The organism is Kitasatospora sp. NPDC058478 (assembly GCF_042720345.1).
In the GTDB taxonomy this organism is placed as follows: Bacteria; Actinomycetota; Actinomycetes; order Streptomycetales; family Streptomycetaceae; genus Kitasatospora.
This window is the reverse complement of the sequence record NZ_JBHXML010000024.1, coordinates 56,135-72,595: the sequence shown is the minus strand read 5'-3', so window position 1 is coordinate 72,595 and position 16,461 is coordinate 56,135. Positions and strand designations below refer to the sequence as shown.

General features: G+C 74.6%; 18 protein-coding genes. 2 read left to right on the top strand and 16 right to left on the bottom strand.

Features of this window, described 5'->3' with window-relative positions; genetic code table 11:
• Positions 1-77 precede the first annotated feature (77 nt).
• Positions 78-1,154 carry an ABC transporter permease gene (locus ACFWPT_RS15665; protein WP_380482203.1) on the top strand — a complete coding sequence of 359 codons (1,077 nt, stop codon included), beginning with the start codon at positions 78-80 and terminating at the stop codon, positions 1,152-1,154.
• Entirely contained in the window at positions 1,151-1,831 is a 681-nt protein-coding gene (locus ACFWPT_RS15660) for an ABC transporter ATP-binding protein (RefSeq protein ID WP_380482201.1), read from the top strand. The genes ACFWPT_RS15665 and ACFWPT_RS15660 overlap by 4 nt, the downstream gene beginning before the upstream one ends.
• A gap of 1 nt (position 1,832) precedes the next feature.
• Here the strand turns inward: ACFWPT_RS15660 and ACFWPT_RS15655 are convergent, their stop codons facing one another.
• The 16 genes from ACFWPT_RS15655 to ACFWPT_RS15580 all read right to left on the bottom strand — a co-directional run bounded on the left by ACFWPT_RS15655 (position 1,833) and on the right by ACFWPT_RS15580 (position 16,228).
• A complete protein-coding gene (locus ACFWPT_RS15655) occupies positions 1,833-2,429 on the bottom strand; it encodes a Uma2 family endonuclease (protein WP_380345042.1) in 597 nt (198 codons plus the stop codon).
• A gap of 109 nt (positions 2,430-2,538) precedes the next feature.
• A complete protein-coding gene (locus tag ACFWPT_RS15650) occupies positions 2,539-3,249 on the bottom strand; it encodes a GntR family transcriptional regulator (RefSeq protein ID WP_063346897.1) in 711 nt (236 codons plus the stop codon).
• 127 nt (positions 3,250-3,376) lie between these two features.
• Positions 3,377-4,258 (bottom strand): ornithine cyclodeaminase family protein, encoded by an 882-nt coding sequence (locus ACFWPT_RS15645; RefSeq protein WP_380482199.1) that lies wholly within the window; start codon positions 4,256-4,258, stop codon positions 3,377-3,379.
• Between the two features lie 107 nt (positions 4,259-4,365).
• Positions 4,366-5,394, bottom strand: coding sequence for a proline racemase family protein (locus tag ACFWPT_RS15640; RefSeq protein ID WP_363377959.1), 1,029 nt, complete (start codon positions 5,392-5,394; stop codon positions 4,366-4,368).
• Positions 5,394-6,764 carry an aldehyde dehydrogenase gene (locus ACFWPT_RS15635; RefSeq protein WP_244293592.1) on the bottom strand — a complete coding sequence of 457 codons (1,371 nt, stop codon included), beginning with the start codon at positions 6,762-6,764 and terminating at the stop codon, positions 5,394-5,396. The genes ACFWPT_RS15640 and ACFWPT_RS15635 overlap by 1 nt, the downstream gene beginning before the upstream one ends.
• A 104-nt stretch (positions 6,765-6,868) precedes the next feature.
• Positions 6,869-7,873: a proline racemase family protein gene (locus tag ACFWPT_RS15630; protein WP_063346900.1), complete on the bottom strand. Its 1,005-nt coding sequence runs from the start codon at positions 7,871-7,873 to the stop codon at positions 6,869-6,871.
• Positions 7,874-7,989: 116 nt separating this feature from the next.
• Positions 7,990-8,853 (bottom strand): dihydrodipicolinate synthase family protein, encoded by an 864-nt coding sequence (locus ACFWPT_RS15625; protein WP_380345070.1) that lies wholly within the window; start codon positions 8,851-8,853, stop codon positions 7,990-7,992.
• 123 nt (positions 8,854-8,976) lie between these two features.
• Positions 8,977-10,449 carry an NAD(P)/FAD-dependent oxidoreductase gene (locus ACFWPT_RS15620; RefSeq protein WP_380482197.1) on the bottom strand — a complete coding sequence of 491 codons (1,473 nt, stop codon included), beginning with the start codon at positions 10,447-10,449 and terminating at the stop codon, positions 8,977-8,979.
• Positions 10,430-10,744: a (2Fe-2S)-binding protein gene (locus ACFWPT_RS15615; RefSeq protein ID WP_063346903.1), complete on the bottom strand. Its 315-nt coding sequence runs from the start codon at positions 10,742-10,744 to the stop codon at positions 10,430-10,432. Before ACFWPT_RS15615 ends, ACFWPT_RS15620 begins: the two co-directional genes overlap by 20 nt.
• 86 nt (positions 10,745-10,830) lie before the next feature.
• The gene (locus ACFWPT_RS15610) at positions 10,831-12,000 is read right to left on the bottom strand and encodes an NAD(P)/FAD-dependent oxidoreductase (RefSeq protein WP_380482195.1); all 1,170 of its coding nucleotides are present in this window, start codon (positions 11,998-12,000) and stop codon (positions 10,831-10,833) included.
• 162 nt (positions 12,001-12,162) lie between these two features.
• Complete coding sequence (tatC, locus tag ACFWPT_RS15605) at positions 12,163-13,053, bottom strand: twin-arginine translocase subunit TatC (RefSeq protein ID WP_380482243.1); 891 nt, start codon at positions 13,051-13,053, stop codon at positions 12,163-12,165.
• Between the two features lie 127 nt (positions 13,054-13,180).
• Positions 13,181-13,498 carry a Sec-independent protein translocase subunit TatA gene (gene tatA / locus ACFWPT_RS15600; RefSeq protein WP_380482193.1) on the bottom strand — a complete coding sequence of 106 codons (318 nt, stop codon included), beginning with the start codon at positions 13,496-13,498 and terminating at the stop codon, positions 13,181-13,183.
• Between the two features lie 298 nt (positions 13,499-13,796).
• Positions 13,797-13,973, bottom strand: coding sequence for a hypothetical protein (locus ACFWPT_RS15595; protein WP_380482191.1), 177 nt, complete (start codon positions 13,971-13,973; stop codon positions 13,797-13,799).
• 54 nt (positions 13,974-14,027) lie between these two features.
• Entirely contained in the window at positions 14,028-14,258 is a 231-nt protein-coding gene (locus ACFWPT_RS15590; protein WP_063346907.1) for a hypothetical protein, read from the bottom strand.
• 3 nt (positions 14,259-14,261) lie between these two features.
• Entirely contained in the window at positions 14,262-15,209 is a 948-nt protein-coding gene (locus ACFWPT_RS15585; RefSeq protein ID WP_350878052.1) for a WYL domain-containing protein, read from the bottom strand.
• A gap of 26 nt (positions 15,210-15,235) precedes the next feature.
• Complete coding sequence (locus tag ACFWPT_RS15580; protein ID WP_063346908.1) at positions 15,236-16,228, bottom strand: YafY family protein; 993 nt, start codon at positions 16,226-16,228, stop codon at positions 15,236-15,238.
• Between the last annotated feature and the right edge of the window lie 233 nt (positions 16,229-16,461).

Below are 16,461 nucleotides of genomic sequence, written 5' to 3'. Positions count from 1 at the left end.
GCGGTGCGATGCCCGCGGGGCCCCTTCTCCGGGACGGTGGAAGCGTCGGAAGCACTCGTTCAGCAGGAAGGCCCACCGTGTTCGTCGCCTGGAGGGATCTGGGGTTCGCCAAGGGGCGGTTCGCCCTGATGGGGACCGTCATCGTGCTGATCACCGTACTGGTCGGTCTGCTGTCCGGACTGACCGCCGGACTCGGCCGGCAGAACATCTCCGCGATCACCGGCCTGCCCGCCGACCACCTGGTGTTCGGTGAGCCCGCCGATGGGCAGAAGCTCTCCTTCACCGACTCCCAGGTCACCCCCGAGCAGTGGCAGGCCTGGTCAGCCGAGCCGGGCGTCACCTCCGCCCAGCCCCTGGGCATCACCACCACCAAGGCCGCCGCCGGCACCCGCACCACCGCGCTGTCCGCCTTCGGCGTCCCGGACGGCTCCGCGCTGGCCCCGCAGGGCGCCCGGATCGCCCCCGGCCAGGCCGTCCTGTCGAAGACCGCCGCCAAGAACCTGGGCGACCTCGCCCCCGGCGCCGACCTCACCCTGGCCGGCCACCGCCTCCGGGTCGCGGCCGTCGACGGCGACGCCGCGTACAGCCACACCCCGGTGATCTGGACCAGCCTCACCGACTGGCAGCAGGCCGCCCCCGGCGGCGCCGGCCACGCGACCGTCATCGCGCTCACCACCGCCAAGGGCGCCGACCTGCACGGCGCCGACGCCCGCCACGGCACCGAGACCCGCACCCGCGACGACGCCCTCGCCGCGATCGGCTCCTACACCTCCGAGAACGGCTCGCTCCAGCTGATGCGCGGCTTCCTGTTCGCCATCTCGGCCCTGGTGATCGGCGCCTTCTTCACCGTCTGGACGATCCAGCGCAGCGGCGACGTCGCGGTACTCAAGGCCCTCGGCGCCTCCACCCGCTACCTGCTGCGCGACGCCCTCGGCCAGGCCGTCCTGCTGCTGGTGCTCGGCACCGCCGCCGGCACCGCACTCGCCCTGGGCGCCGGCGCGCTGATCGGCTCCGCCGTCCCCTTCGTCCTCGACGCCCCGACCCTGCTGCTGCCCGCCGCCGTCATGATCGCGCTCGGCGCGGTCGGCGCCGCCCTGTCCATCCGCCGGATCACCTCCGTCGACCCGCTGACCGCCCTGGGGAGTGCCCGATGAGCCTGACCCTCGACCGCATCACCCTCACCTACCCGGACGGCGACGGCCGGCTCACGGCGCTGGACGACGTGTCGCTGACCGTCCCCAAGGGCTCGATCACGGCCGTCGTCGGCCCGTCCGGCTCCGGCAAGTCCAGCCTGCTGGCGGTCGCCGCCACCCTGATCACCCCGGACACCGGCCAGGTCGTGGTGGACGGCACCGACACCACCGGCCTCGGCCGCGCCGAACTGACCGCGCTACGCCGCACCCGGATCGGCATCGTCTTCCAGCAGGCCAACCTGCTGCCCTCGCTCACCGCCGTCGAACAGCTCCAGGTGATGGCCCACCTGGACGGCCGCTCCCCGCGCACCGCCCTCCCCCGGGCCCTGGACCTGCTGGCCGCCGTCGGCCTGCGCGACCAGGCCGCCCGCCGCCCGCACCAGCTCTCCGGCGGTCAGCGCCAGCGCGTCAACATCGCCCGCGCGCTGATGAACGACCCCACCGTCCTGCTGATCGACGAACCCACCAGCGCCCTCGACCACGAACGCGGCGCCGCCGTCCTCGACCTCATCACCGACCTCACCCACCGCCGCGCCACCGCCACCGTCCTGGTCACCCACGACCGCACCCACCTGACGGCCGTCGACCAGATCGCCGAAGTCCACGACGGCCGCCTGACAGTGCCGGCAGCGGCCTGAGCTACTTCTTCGCCGCCAGCACGTCGTCCACCGACAGCGTCACCGACGCCCCGATCGACTCCGGCAGGGTGAACGACTGCCCCGGATGGTGGACGGCGTGCACGCGGTACTCGCCCTCCTGTGGGTCAGTGAGCACCATGACCCGCTGGTTCGTCCGGTCCACGATCACGTAGACGGGTACTCCAGCGGCGGCATAGACGAAGGGCTTCCGCTTCAGGTCGTCGCTGATGTTGGACGACGTGACCTCCAACACGAGCCGGAAGACCGCCGGGTCGTAACAGTTGTACTCGATCAAGTGGTCATCGATGTCGGCATCGACGATCGCCAGGTCGGGAACGGCGTAGTCCGACGGCCCATCCGGCAGCCAGATGCCAACGCCCTGAATGACGTCGACCTCATCCCCGTCGAGGCCGGCGGCGAACAGCGCACGCATGAGGCGACTCAGCGACTTGCCGTGCGAAGCATTCGGAGGCGGCGTCACGGTGATCTGGCTCCCGACGATCTCGACCCGGTGCCCGGCGAACTGGTTGGAGATCAGCTCGGCGACTTCGAGCAGCGTCGGCTGCTCGATGGGCTCTTCCACTGCTGCGGCGGACATGGATTTCCTCCTGGCTGCCGATGTCGAGAACATCATCGTAGGGCGCGAACACATTCCGCCGCCCGATCCCCAGTCTTCACCCGAACGGGCGGTTTAGCCCCGGCTGCCCCTACCGCGCCCGCAGCTTCAGCGCCGGGCGGGCCTCCTCCGCCGCCTCGTCCTGCCCCGCCCACAGCGAGCGGACGTGGCTGAGGTGGCGGGTCATGCAGGCCTCGGCCGCCTCGGCGTCGCCGGCCAGCATGAGGTCGAGCAGTTCCAGGTGCTCCTCCGCCGAGGAGGTCAGCTCGCCGCGCTCGTCGAGCCGGTTGAGGCCGTACAGCCGCGAGCGCTTCCGCAGGTCGCTGACGACGTCGACCAGCCGGGCGTTGCCGGCCAGCCCCAGCAGGTCCAGGTGGAACTGCCGGTCGGCCTCCAGGTACCCGATGAGGTCGTGCTTGCGCGCGGCCGCGACGATCTCCTCGGCCTGCGGGCGCAGCCGCTCCAACTGCTCCTTGGTCGCCGTGCGCGTCACCCGGCCGACGGTGGGGACCTCGATCAGGGCGCGGATCTCGGTGTAGTCGTCGAGGTCACGCTCGGTGAGCTCGGTGACCCGGAAGCCCTTGTTGCGGACGGCCTCGACGAGGCCTTCGCGGGCGAGGTCGAGCATGGCCTCGCGGACGGGGGTGGCGGAGACGCCGAAGTCGGCGGCGAGCGCGGGTGCGGAGTAGACGACGCCGGGGCGCAGTTCGCCGGAGATCAGGGCCGCCCGGAGCGCGTGGGCGACCTGGTCGCGAAGCCGCTCCTGCACGGAGATCAGGGTGCGGGGTTTGAGGTCGGCCATGGTGTTCCTCCGGGTGGGTGCAGAACACCAGCGTACAATGTCACGTTACGTTGAGTGCGCAACATTTCGTGATTCGGACACCTGCCCTCCGGCCGCGCCGACCCTGGCAGCCGGGAGCGCCCGGCGCCTACCCCCGCCGGTACACCTCCGCCGCGACCGCCAGGTCCTCCCACGCCATGCCGACGCTCTTGAAGAACCGCGGCCGCCCCGCCGGCACCAACGCGTCGCCGCGCACCAGCTCGGCCAGGTTCCACACCTGCCGGCCGGCCACCCCCGCCATGATCAGGTCGCCGGCCTCGCGCGCCGCCACCGTCCGCGCCTCCACGTACAGTTCGGCCCGCCCGACCAGCACCTCGTCCACCTCCCGCGCGTCGGGCTCGTGCGAGCCGACGGCCGCGACGGCGGCGTGCTCGGGCACCAGGGCGCCGTCGAACAGCGGCGTGCGCGCGGTGGTGCAGCAGACCACCAGGTCCGCTTCGGCGACGGCCTCCGGCCCGCCGACCCCGGCCGCCAGCCCGAGGCCGCGCCCGTACGCGGCGAGGGCCCCGGCCCGTCCGGCGTCCCGCGCCACCACGGTGAGCCTGGTCAGCGGTCGGACGGCCAGCAGCGCGTCCAGGTGCCCGTACGCCTGCGGCCCGGAGCCGAACAGCACCAGGTGTTCGGCGTCCGGCGCGGCCAGCCGGCGCAGCGCGACGGCGGTGACGGCGGGTGTGCGCAGCGCGGTGAGCGCGGCGCCGTCGAGCAGGGCGAGCGGCTGCAGGGTGGGCCCGTCGAGCAGCAGGTAGCTGCCGGTGATCCGGGGCAGGCCCCGGCCGGGGTTGGCGGGCGCGACCCCGGCGATCTTCACCCCGGCGTACGGGCCGGCGGCGGCCGGCATCATCAGCAGTTCGCCGGCCGGGACGGGGACGGCCGAGCGGGCCGGTGCCGGCTCCGGGTCGAACCCGTCGAGCAGCACCCGCTCGATCGCCGCCACCGCGGCCGCGGGCCCGACCCCGCCAACGCCCGGCACGGCGTACTGGAGCGGCTCAGCCGCCGTACCGGGCGGCACAAGAGGCGGCACATGAGACGACGCATGAGGCGGCGCAGCAGGGTCCGCAGGCGGATTCGCAGGAGCGGTCACAGCAGGAACCCCGCCCCCAGGTCGTCGTCCGGTTCCAGGACGAACGCGTGCTCGCCGGTACGGTGGGCGCTGCCGGTCACCTCGGTGACGACGCCGCCGTCCAGCGGGTCGCCGCCGGGCAGGACGCGGCCGGTGAAGACCGTCCCGATGACGGACTCGTGCCGCAGTTCCTCCCCCGGCGCGAGCCGGCCCTCGGCGGCGAGGACGGCGAGCCGGGCGGAGGTCCCGGAGCCGCAGGGCGAGCGGTCGATCTGCCCGTCCGCGAAGACGGTGACGTTCCGTTGGTTCAACACGCCGTCCTCCGAGACGAGTTCGTCGAACAGGATGACCCCGTACACGCCCGACAGCAGCGGGTCGCTCGGGTGCGCCACCGCCGCCGCGCCGGCCAGCAGCTCCCTGATCTCCCGCCCGGCGGCGGTGAGTTCGGGCAGCTGCGCGGGCTCGACCGCGAGGCCGAGGGCGGCCGCCGGCACGGAGGCGTAGCAGGCGCCCGCGTGCGCCACCGCGACCTCCACGGTGCCCCGCGAAGTGGCCAGCGGCAACTTCAGGGCGGCGACCCGGGTGGGCACGTTGCGGAAGGTGACGCCGGTGGTCCGCCCGCCGGCCCGGTGCACCAGCGCGGTGACCCGGCCGGACGGCACGTCGATCCGCACCCGGGCCACGCCGTCGGCGGGGGCCGCGACCCGCCCGGAGTCCACCGCCCAGGCGCCGAGCGCGATGGTGCCGTGCCCGCAGGCCGTCGAGTAGCCGTCCTTGTGCCAGAACAGCACCCCGAAGTGCGCCTCGTCGTCGTCCGGCGGCACCAGGAACCCGCCGTACATCCCGGCGTGGCCGCGCGGTTCGCGGCTGAGCAGCTGCCGGGCGTCGTCCAGCGCGCTCGGCCGGGGCGCGGTCGCGCTGCCGCCGGCGCCGAGTGCGATGGCCCGCCGTTCGGCGACGCTGTCGCCGGGGATCGCGGGCACGCCGTCCAGCACGATCCGGAACGGCTCACCGGCCGCGTGGTAGTCGACGGTGCGGACGAGCATCAGGCGCCCCCGCCCGGCAGCAGGCTGACCGTGCGGCTGACGGTGTAGAAGTCCAGCGCCGCCTGGCCCTGTTCGCGCTCGCCGTGGGCGGCGCCCTTGGCGCCGCCGAACGGCAGGTGGAAGTCGACGCCGCTGGACGGCGCGTTGACCCGGATCATGCCCGCGTCCAGCCGGTCGGCGGCGGCGAGCGCCACGTCCAGGCTGCGGGTGTGCACGGAGGTGGAGAGGCTGTGCGGGGTGTCGTTGGCGAGCGCGATCGCCTCGTCGAGGTCGGCGGCGGCGTGCAGCAGCGCGATCGGTCCGAAGAACTCCTCGCGGGCCAGCGGGTGTTCGGCCGGCACGTCGGTGAGCAGGGCCGGTTCGAGGTACCAGCCGTCCCGCTCGGGTGCCCGGCCGCCGGTGAGCAGGGTGGCCCCGGCGGCGACGGCCGAGTCGACGGCGGCCGTCAGCCGGTCCCGGGCGGCGGCGTTGATGACCGGCCCGCAGGCCGTGTCGTCGACCAGTTCCAGCGCCTTGACCAGGGCGTCGCGCAGCGGCTCGTACGCGGCGCCGACCGCGATCACCCGGCTGGTGGCGGTGCACTTCTGCCCCGCGTACCCGGCAATGGCGGCGGCGAGGTGGGCGGCGGCCTGCGCGAGGTCGGCGTCCGGCAGCACCAGCGCGGCGTTCAGCCCGCCGAGTTCGGCCTGCACCGGGACGCCGCGCTCGGTGGCGGCCCGCACCACGGCCCGGCCGACGCCGGTCGAGCCGGTGAAGGAGACCACGTCGGCCGTGTCGACCAGCGCCGCGCCTTCCTCGGCGCCGCCCGGCAGCACGGTGAACACGTCCTCCGGCAGCCCGGCCCCGGCGGCCAGTTCGGCCAGCCGCAGCGCGCAGGCGGTCGCCTCGGGCGCCGGCTTGAGCACTGCGGTGTTGCCGACCGCCAGCGCCGGCGCGGCCTTCCAGGTGGGGATCGCCAGCGGGAAGTTCCACGGCGCGATCAGCCCGGCGACGCCGTACGGGCGGCGCCGGGTGAGCAGCAGCCCGGGCCCGGCGGCGGTCTCGTGCACCGCCCCGGACGGCGCGAACGGCGCCTGCGCGTAGTAGCGCCAGATCGCCGCGGTGCGGGCGACTTCGCCGCGTGCCTCGGCGAGCGGCTTGCCGACCTCGCGCACGATCAGCCCGGCCAGTTCGTCCGCGTGCGCCTCGACCGCTTCGGCGATCCGGCCGAGCGCCGCCGACCGGGCGCCCGCGCCGGCCGCGAGCCAGCCGGGCTGGGCGGCCCGGGCCCGGGCGACGGCGGCCCGGACGGCTTCGGCGCCGGGTTCCTCGACGGCGACGACGAGGTCCGCGGGGTCGGCGGGGTTGTACGAGGTGATGGTCACGACCAGCAGCCCTTCGAAGGTGGTTCAGCGGACGTCTGAGCGGGCCCCTCCCCCGAGGCCGGCTCCTCTTTCAAACGGCTTCAAACAGCTTCAAACCGCTTCAGACAGCTCTACAGCAGGAACCCGGCCGGGAACGGGTCACGCGGGTCGAGGAAGTACTGGGCGGTGCCGGTGACCCAGGCCCGCCCGGTGACGGTGGGCACCACGGCTGGCCGCCCGGCCACCTCGGTCTCCTCGACCAGGCGCCCGATGAAGGTCGTCCCGATGAAGGAGTCGTTGCGGAAGTCCCGCCCCAGCGGCAGTTCGCCGCGCGCGTGCAGCTGCGCCATCCGGGCCGAGGTGCCGGTGCCGCAGGGCGAGCGGTCGAACCAGCCGGGGTGGATGGCCATCGCGTGCCGGGAGTGTTCGGCGGTGGAGCCGGGGGCGAGCAGCTGGACGTGGTGGCAGCCGTGGATGGACGGGTCCTCCGGGTGCACCGGGCGGTCGGGGCTCGCGTTGATGGCGGCCATCAGGGCCAGTCCGGCCTCCAGGATGTCCTGCTTGCGCTCGCGCTCGAAGGGCAGCCCGAACTCGGCGAGCGGCAGGATGGCGTAGAAGTTGCCGCCGTACGCCAGGTCGTAGCCGATCGTGCCGTACCCGGGCACCTCGATCTTGGCGTCCAGCGCGGCCGAGTAGGACGGCACGTTGCGGATGGTCACCGCGGTGGCGGCGCCGTCCTCGACCCGCACCTCGGCGATCACCAGTCCGGCGGGCGTGTCCAGCCGCACCGTGGTGACCGGCTCGACCACCGGCACCATGCCGGTCTCGACCAGCACGGTGGCGACGCCGATGGTGCCGTGGCCGCACATCGGCAGCAGGCCGGAGACCTCGATGTAGAGCACGCCGAAGTCGGCGTCGGGCCGGGTCGGCGGCTGGAGGATGGCGCCGCTCATCGCAGCGTGGCCGCGCGGCTCGTACATCAGCAGGGTGCGGAAGTGGTCCAGGTGCTGCTGGAAGTGCACCCGGCGCTCGGCCATGGTGGCGCCGGGGATGACGCCGAAGCCGCCGGTGATGACCCGGGTCGGCATGCCCTCGGTGTGCGAGTCGACGGCGTGGAACACGTGACGGCTGCGCATGGCTCTGACGACTCCCGTCGGAGTGGGCGTACGGAGGTGGTGACCGTACGCCGGATCGGGTGGGTGGGGCCGGGCCGGCTGCCCCCTCAGCCGGCCCTGGTGACGAAGTCTCCCGGTTAGGCCAGGCCCTCGGCCAGCGCCTTCTCGGTGGCCGCGCGGACGGCCGCCTCGATGTCCGGGGTCAGCGGCTGGCGCGGCGGGCGGACGGGGCCGCCGGGGCGCCCGGCGATGTCCATGGACAGCTTGATGGCCTGGACGAACTCGGTCTTGGAGTCCCAGCGCAGCAGCGAGTGCAGCGACTTGTACAGCGGCAGCGCGGTGTCCAGCTCGTGCGCCACGGCGGCCCGGTACAGCGCGACGCTGGCCTCCGGCAGGGCGTTCGGGTAGCCGGCGATCCAGCCGACCGCGCCGGCCAGCGCCAGTTCCAGCAGCACGTCGTCGGCGCCGATCAGCAGGTCCAGCCCGGGGGCCAGCTCGGCGATCTCGTAGGCCCGGCGGACGTCGCCGCTGAACTCCTTGACCGCGACGATCGAGCCCTCGCCGTGCAGTTGGGCGAGCAGCGCGGGGACGAGGTCGACCTTGGTGTCGATCGGGTTGTTGTACGCGACGACGGGCAGTCCGGCCTTGGCCACGTCGGCGTAGTGCGCCCGGACGGACGCGTGGTCGGCCCGGAAGGCGTTCGGCGGCAGCAGGAGCACGGAGCCGGCGCCTGCCTCGGCGGCCTGCTCGGCCCAGCGGCGGGACTCGGCGCTGCCGTAGGCGGCCACGCCGGGCATCACCCGGGAGCCGTCGCCGGCCGCCTCGACGGCCACCTCGACGACGCGGGCGCGCTCCTCGGCGGTGAGCGTCTGGTACTCGCCCAGCGAGCCGTTGGGGACGACGCCGTCGCAGCCGGACTCGATCAGCCAGCGGACGTGCTCGGCGTACGCGTCGTAGTCGACGGAGAGGTCCGGGCGCAGCGGGATCGTGGTGGCGACCATGATGCCGCGCCAGGGCCGGGCGGTGTCGTGTGGGGTGTTGGACACGATGAGCTCCTTGGTGAGGTGTGACATTTTATTAGAGGAGGCGGGCCGGAGACAAGAGTCCCCGGCCCGCAACATGCCCTAAGGCGTGTCGCCGGCCTCGCCGAACGACCCGAACGACCCGGACGACCCGGACGGCCCGGCTGGCCCGGCCGCCAGCTGCGACAGCGGCACCGGGCAGGCCAGCGGCCGCCGGTCCGGCCCCGGCTCACCCGAGCCGGCCAGGCAGGCCACGGCCGGACCGCACATCCGGCCCTGGCACCAGCCCATCCCGGCCCGGGTGAGCAGCTTGACGGTGCGCGGATCGCCCGCACCCAGCTCGTCCACGGCCTCCCGGATCGCCGAGACCGGCACCTCCTCGCACCGGCAGACGTCGGTGTCCGGGCGCAGCCAGCCGGTCCAGCCGGGGCCGGGCCGGTGGGCCGCGGCCATCAGGTCGGCGAAGTTCCGCAGCCGGGCCCGGCGGCGCAGCAGTGCGGGCTTCGGCAGCCGGTCGGCCACGGCGTGCGCGGCCAGTTCGCCCTCCACGATCGCGAGGTCCGCGCCGCCGACGCCGTTGGTCTCCCCCGCCGACCAGAGGCCGGGCACGGTGGTGCGCAGCCGGGCGTCGACCTGGAGCCCGGCCGCGCCGTCCGGGGCGGTCCTGGTGGCCGCGCCCAGTTCGGTGGCCAGGTCGATCTGCGGCAGCAGCCCGTGGCCCACGGCGACGGCGTCGCAGGCGATCCGGCGTTCGGTGCCGGGCACCAGCCGCCAGTCGGCGTCCAGCCGGGCCACCGTGACGGCGGTGACCCGCTCGGTCCCGTGCGCCTCGACGACGGCACTGCGCGGGCGCAGCCGCACGCCGTGCCGCAGCAGCGTGCTCCCGTGGCCGGCGCCCTCGACGAGCTTGGCAGGGACGGCCGCCAAGGCGCCGGGGCGCCGGGCGTAGCCGAGGTAGTCGGTGGCCTCGACCACCGCGGGCACCTCGGCCCCGGCGGTGACCAGCGAGGACGCCGCCGCGAGCAGCAGCGGCCCGCTGCCGGCCACCACGATCCGCCGCCCGGGCAGCACCAGCCCGGCCTTGAGCATCGCCTGGGCGCCGCCCGCGGTGACCACCCCGGGCAGGGTCCAGCCGGGGAAGGGCAGCTGGCGCTCGTACGCACCGGTGGCGAGCAGCACGGACGCGGCCGTGACGGTGGCCCGGTCGGTGGCCTCCGGTCCGCGCGTGACGTGCACGGCGAAGCCGTCGCCGGTCCGCTCCAGCGCCCACACCTGGTGGCCGCCGAGGAAGCGGACCCGCCCGGCCCGCTCGTGCGCGGCGAGCCGGTCGGCCAGTCCGGTGTAGACGGACCAGCCGTGGTGGAGCCGGTCCGGGCGGGCGGCGCCGAGGCCGGGCGCGGGGTGCCGGTAGTACTGCCCGCCGGTGCTGCGGCCGGCGTCCAGCAGGACGCAGCGCAGCCCGAGGTCGGCGGCGGTCACGGCGGCCGCGAGCCCGGCCGGGCCGGCGCCGATCACCGCGAGGTCGGGGCGTCGGGCCGCTTCGGCGGCGGTCCGGTCAGACGGCGAGGTCGGCACGGCCGTTGCCCTCCTGGGTGGTGACGGTGGTGCCGGGTTCGGCGGGGAGCAGGCAGGTGCGCTGGTTGGGGCGGCCGTCGACGGTGGCCAGGCAGTCGAAGCAGGCGCCGATGCCGCAGAACACCCCGCGCGGCCGGCCGCCGACCCGGGTGGTGCGCCAGGCGAGCACGCCGTCGGCCCAGAGCGCGGCGGCGATCGACTGTCCGGGCAGGGCCGGGACGGGTCGGCCGTCGAACTCGATGTGGTGGGCGGGGCCGGGTTCGGCCCGGACCAGGTCGGCGGGGGTGCGGCGCATCGGCGGCTTCTCCGTTCCGGGGTTGGTCGACGAACGAGGGCGATCGACAGAGCGAGGCAGTCGGCAGGCAGGCAGCAGCCCCGGGCTCAGGCCCCGGCGTCCGCCGGGAAGCGGTCCGGGCGGAACGGCGCGAGGTCCAGTTCCGGCTGCTTGCCGGTCAGCTGCTCGCTGATCAGCAGGCCGGTCGCCGGGGCCAGCCCGATGCCGGCGCCCTCGTGCCCGCAGGCGTGGTAGAGCCCGGGCGCCCTGGGGTCCTCGCCGATGGCCGGCAGGTGGTCCGGCAGGTACGGGCGGAAGCCCCGGTAGGTGCGCATCACGGTGACGTCCGCGAGCACCGGGAAGAGCGCCGCGGCCTGGGCGGCGAGCCGCCGCAGCACCTCCTGGGAGAGGGTGCGGTCGAAGCCGACCCGCTCGCGACTGGCGCCGATCAGCACGGGCCCGCCGGGGGTGCCCTCGACCACGGCGGAGGTCTGCAGCCCGGCCGAGCCGCTGGCGACGTCGGCGACGTAGTCAGCGGCGTAGACCTTGTGCCGGACGATCCGCGGCAGCGGCTCGGTGACCAGGACGAAGCCACGGCGGGGCATCACCGGCAGGTGCACCCCGGCCAGCCGGGCCAGTTCGCCGCCCCAGGTGCCGGTCGCGTTGACGACGGCGGGGGCGTCGAGGCGGCGGCGGTCGGTGCGCACTCCGCGCACGGCGCCGTCCGGCCCCCGGTACACGGCGGTCACGGTCTCGCCGGTGATCAGCTCGGCGCCCATCCGGCGGGCCTCGCGCAGCAGGTGGGCGGCGGCGAGGGCGGGCTGGACCTGCGCGTCCTGCGGGTAGTGGAAGCCGCCGGCGAGGCCGGGGGCGAGGTGCGGCTCCAGCTCGTGCAGCCGCTCGGCGGGGACTTCCTCGGCGGTGACGCCGGCGGCGGCCTGGCCGACGGCGAAGGCCCGCAGGGCGTCCTGCCCGGCCGGGGTGGAGGCGATCACCACGCCGCCCTTGGGCTCGTACTCGACGGCCGCGCCGAGGTGTTCGGCGAGGTCGTGCCAGAGCCGGGTGCTGAGCAGGGCGAGGTCGAGTTCGGGCCCGGGCTCCTTGTCGGAGACCAGCAGGTTGCCCTCGCCGGCGCCGGTGGTGCCGCCGGCCACCGGTCCGCGGTCGACGACGGCGACGGTGAGCCCGGCGCGGGCCGCGTAGTAGGCGCAGGCGGCGCCGACCACGCCGGCGCCGACCACGACGACATCCAGGGGAGGTCTCTGGGTCTTGAGCACGTCAGTAATATGTCACATGCCATCCATCGTGCCAAGACCACCCGCCGAATCCCGAACCGGGCCGGAGCAGCCAAAAGGCCGGGCTCACCGGGCCGGAGCAGCCAAAAGGCCCCGGCCCACCGCGTCGGGCGGCGGGCCGGGGCCTCAGGGTGCGCTACCGGCTCAGGTGATGTCGTCGATCTGCTCGTGACGGGCGGCGGGCACCGGGGCGCCGGCCGTCGGCGCGGCCGAGGCCTGGACCATCTCCGTACCGGCCACCGGCTGCACCGAGAGGTCCAGCTCCGAGGCCTCCTCGTCGCTCAGTCCGGCGTCGGGGTTGCGGCGCTCCTTGCGCCTGTCGTTGAAGATCGCGATGCCCACCGCGAGGAAGTACAGCGCCCAGATCGGCGCGGCCAGCGTGAGCATGCTCACCGGATCGGCGCTCGGGGTGGCGAAGGCGGCGAAGACCGTGATGCCCATGACCATGCCGCGCCACCAGCCGAGCAGCCGCTTGCCGGTGACCATGCCGACCATGTTCATCATGACCAGCAGCAGCGGGAACTCGAAGGCCAGGCCGAAGACCAGCACCATCCGGGTGGCGATGTCGAGGTAGTCCTCGGGCGGCAGGATCGGCGTGGTGTTGTTCGGGGTGAACGAGATCAGCACGTCGACGGTGGTCGGCAGCACGAGGATGGCGCAGCCGGAACCGGCCAGGAAGAGCGGCGCCCCGCACAGCATGAAGATGACGGCGTACTTCTTCTCGTGCCGGTGCAGACCGGGCGCCACGAAGGCCCAGACCTGGTAGAGCCAGATCGGCACGGTCGCGACCACACCGGCCGTCAGCGACACCTTGAGCATCCAGGTGAAACCGGCGGTCAGACCGATGTTGGAGACCTGGGCGCACTTGCCCTTGAACTGGGAGGCAGTCTCCGCGGTGCAGCGCGGCAGCGGCTCCAGCAGGAAGTCTTCGATCTGCTTGTGGTAGATCGCCGCCACGATGGTGATCACCACGATCGCCAGGACCGACTTGACCACGCGGTTGCGCAGTTCCCGCAGGTGGTCGGTGAGGGCCATCCGCCCCTCAGGATCCTTGGACGCCTTCGACGCCTTGGAGAGCTTGCTCAACCCCGGTCCTCAACTCGTGCGTCGAGGCCCGCCGGTCGACGGGCCTCCGTGGTCGCGTTCGTCACGTGCGCCGCGCTCAGTGCGGGCGGTCGCCGTCGGCCGCGGACGGCCCGGCGGCGGGCTCGGCCACCGGGCGGGCGGTGCCCGAGGCGCCCGGAGCGGCCTGGATGGTCCTGGCCGCGGTCGTCGCCGAACCGCCGTCGACCCGGGGCGCCGGAGGCGGCGTCGCGGCGGCGTCCTCCTCGGTGCCGTCCGAGCGCATGGCCTTGGTCTCGCTCTTCAGGATCCGCATCGACTGCCCGAGCGAGCGAGCCAGGTCGGGCAGCCGCTTGGCGCCGAACAGCAGGACGGCGAAAATCACGACCACCACGATCGCGGTCATCGAGATGCGCATTGCGCGACCACCTTCACTCATGGCGACCCGTCGGGCCCCCCGCCGCGGATGGTAACCGCTGCGGATGACGCCACGACGACGGCCGCCCGAACAGGACAGCGGCCCCGGTTCGCAGTTCAGGAGCCATCTGCAGGAGCCATCTGAGAGCGTAACCCGCCCCCGCCTCCCCGCAGCAGCCCCCGTACCACCGACGGCCCTCCTGTGCTACCGAACAGGCGCTACCGAACGGGAACAACCGGACGGGCACCACCGAACGGCCTCACCCGGCGGGCACCACCGGACGGGCCACCGGACGGCCCTACCGCCCCGGTACGGCCTCCGCCAGCTCCCCCGCCGCCTCGGCCAGCGCCCGCGAGGCCGCGCCCACGCCCTTGGCCAGCGCCCGCACGTCCAGCCAGAGCCGGATCGCGAGCACCCCGAGGACCAGCAGGCCCGCGGTGGCGAGCAGGACGGCGGCGACGAGCATCCAGGACATGCGCCCCACCCTATCGGGCCCGGCCCCCCGGCCGGGTCCGCAGGAGAGCGCCCGCTACCCCTCGGCCGGGACGAGCCGCATGGTGCGCACCCCGGCCCCGACGAGCGCCGCGACGATCTTCTCCCCGGCCGGCTTGCGCACCGCCGCCCCGCAGAGCGGGCAGCCGAAGCTGTAGTGCGCCTGGGCCGGGGTGCGACCGAGGGTCAGCCGGAACTCCTCCGCCGGGAGCTCGACCTTCTCCCGGCACTCGGAGCAGTACACCTTGAATCTGGTCCCGGGCTCCACCGATCAGACCCGCCCCTCCCCGTCGGCAACGGTCTGCTCCCCGTACGCGGCCAGCGCCTCCAGGGCGGCCGCACGGGCCTGCCCGGCCAGCCCGGGCGGCGAGACGATCCGGCCGTCCCGGCCCAGCCGCAGCGCCAGCGGGCGCAGCTGGGAGGGGTCGGCGCTGCGCAGGGTGATCCGCAGCCCGCCGTCGGGCAGTTCCTCGGCCCGGTCGTGGGTGTAGTACTCGGCCACCCAGCGCCCGCCGGAGGAGACCTCGACGACCACCTCGGGGTCGTCCGCGGACGGGTTGACCAGCCCGCCGCTCAGATCGCGCGGCTCGCGTCGCGGCGGGTCGGCGGGGACGTCCAGCACCCGGATCTCGGCGACCCGGTCCAGCCGGAACATCCGGTGGTCCTCGGAGGTGCGGCACCAGGCCTCGAGGTAGGTGTGGCCCTCGGTGAGCAGCCGGATCGGGTCGACCTCGCGCTCGGTCATCCCGCCGCGCCCGTGCGAGTAGTAGCGCAGCCACAGGCGGCGCCCCTCGCTGAGCGCGCGGTCGATGTCGGCGAACACGTGGCCCTCCGCCTCGAAGGTCACGCCGACCCGGGCGCTGCCGGCGGCGCTCTCGCCCGCCGCGTTCTCGATCTTGACGACGGCCCGGGTGAGCGCCTCCCGGTCGCCGGCCCGCAGGCCGGGCAGCCCGGCCACCGCGCGGGCGGCGACCAGCAGCGCGGTGGCCTCGTCGGCGGCGAGGCGCAGCGGCTGGGCCACGTCGTCGACGTTGTGCCACCAGATCCGCTCGCCGTCGGTGTCGATGTCGAGCAGGTCGCCGCCGCGGAAGCTGGTGCCGCACATCGGCAGCACGTTGAGGTCCCCGATCAGCTCGCGCTCGGAGATCCCGAACGCGCGGGCCACCTCGGCCACCTCGGCGCCGGGGCGCTCGCGCAGGTAGGTGACCAGCGACAGCATCCGCCGCGTCTGGTCGATCGCGTTGCTCACGCCTGAACCCCTCCGCTTCCGTTCACCACGTCCAGCCCGGCCACGGCCCGCAGCCGGTCGATCACGTCGGCCCGCAGCTCCTCGGGCCCGAGCACCAGCACGTCCGGCCCGAACTCGGCGAGGTCGGCGCCCAGCCCGTTGCCGTACGGGATCTCCAGCTCGTCCCAGCCGTCGTCCACCCGCGCGCTGCTCAGCGCCTTGGTGCGCAGCGGGAAGCCCGCTCCCCGGCGGACCCGGACGGTGGCGGTGGCGGTGGCGCCCTCACCCGCGAACTTGGCGACGGTGGCGCGGACGTCGACGTGCTCGGGCACGGTGCCGAGGAAGGCGCCGGCCTTGGCCCGGACCTTGCCGGTGATCCGGCTGAGCCGGAACACCCGGGCGTCGCCGCGGTCGCGGTCCCACCCGGCCAGGTACCAGTGCCCGCGCCAGCACTCCAGCGCCCACGGCTCGACGGTGCGCAGCTCGCCGGCGGCGGCGCCGGCCTTGCGGTACTCGAAGCCGACCGGGCGGCGGTCCCGGGCGGCGGTGAGCAGCGGCTCGAACGCGGCCTCCCGGGCGGGGATGCGCGGCTCCAGGGCGGTCCGGCCCTCGGGCTCGGCGAACGGCACCCCGGCGGCGCGCAGCTTCTGCAGCGCGCCGCTGGCCGCGCCGGACATCTTGGCCTGCTGCCAGACCCGGGCGGCCAGGGTCAGCGCGGCCGCCTCCTCGGCGTCCAGCGCGATCTCGGGCAGCCGGTTGCGGTCGGCGCGGGCCAGGTAGCCGAGTTCGCCGTCCAGGGCGCTCTCGTCGACGTCGATCACCAGGCCGAGTTCGCGCAGGTCGTCCTTGTCCCGCTCGAACATCCGGTTGAAGGCGTCCTCGCTGCTGTTCTGCCAGGCCTCGCGGTACGCCTCGATGGATTCCCGCAGCTCCTTCTTGGAGAGCGGACGTCTGGTGTTCATCAGGCACAGGGCGAGATTCATCAGCCGCTCTGCCTTGGCGATCGCCATCGCTGACCCTTCCGGTGTGCCGCGCGTGCGCGGGGTGCGCGGGGTGCGCCCGCCGGGAGGTCGTCACCCGGCGGGACCGACCGTACCGGTAGCGGTACGCAGTGCAAAAGCCGCCTCCGGAGACGAGCGTGGGGGGGGCCCCCCCCCGCGGGGGGGGCGCCCGGGGGGGGGACAGAAACACCCCCCGACTGGGCTATGGCCAGAGAAGTGGTGGCCCCCCCGCGCGTGGCGGG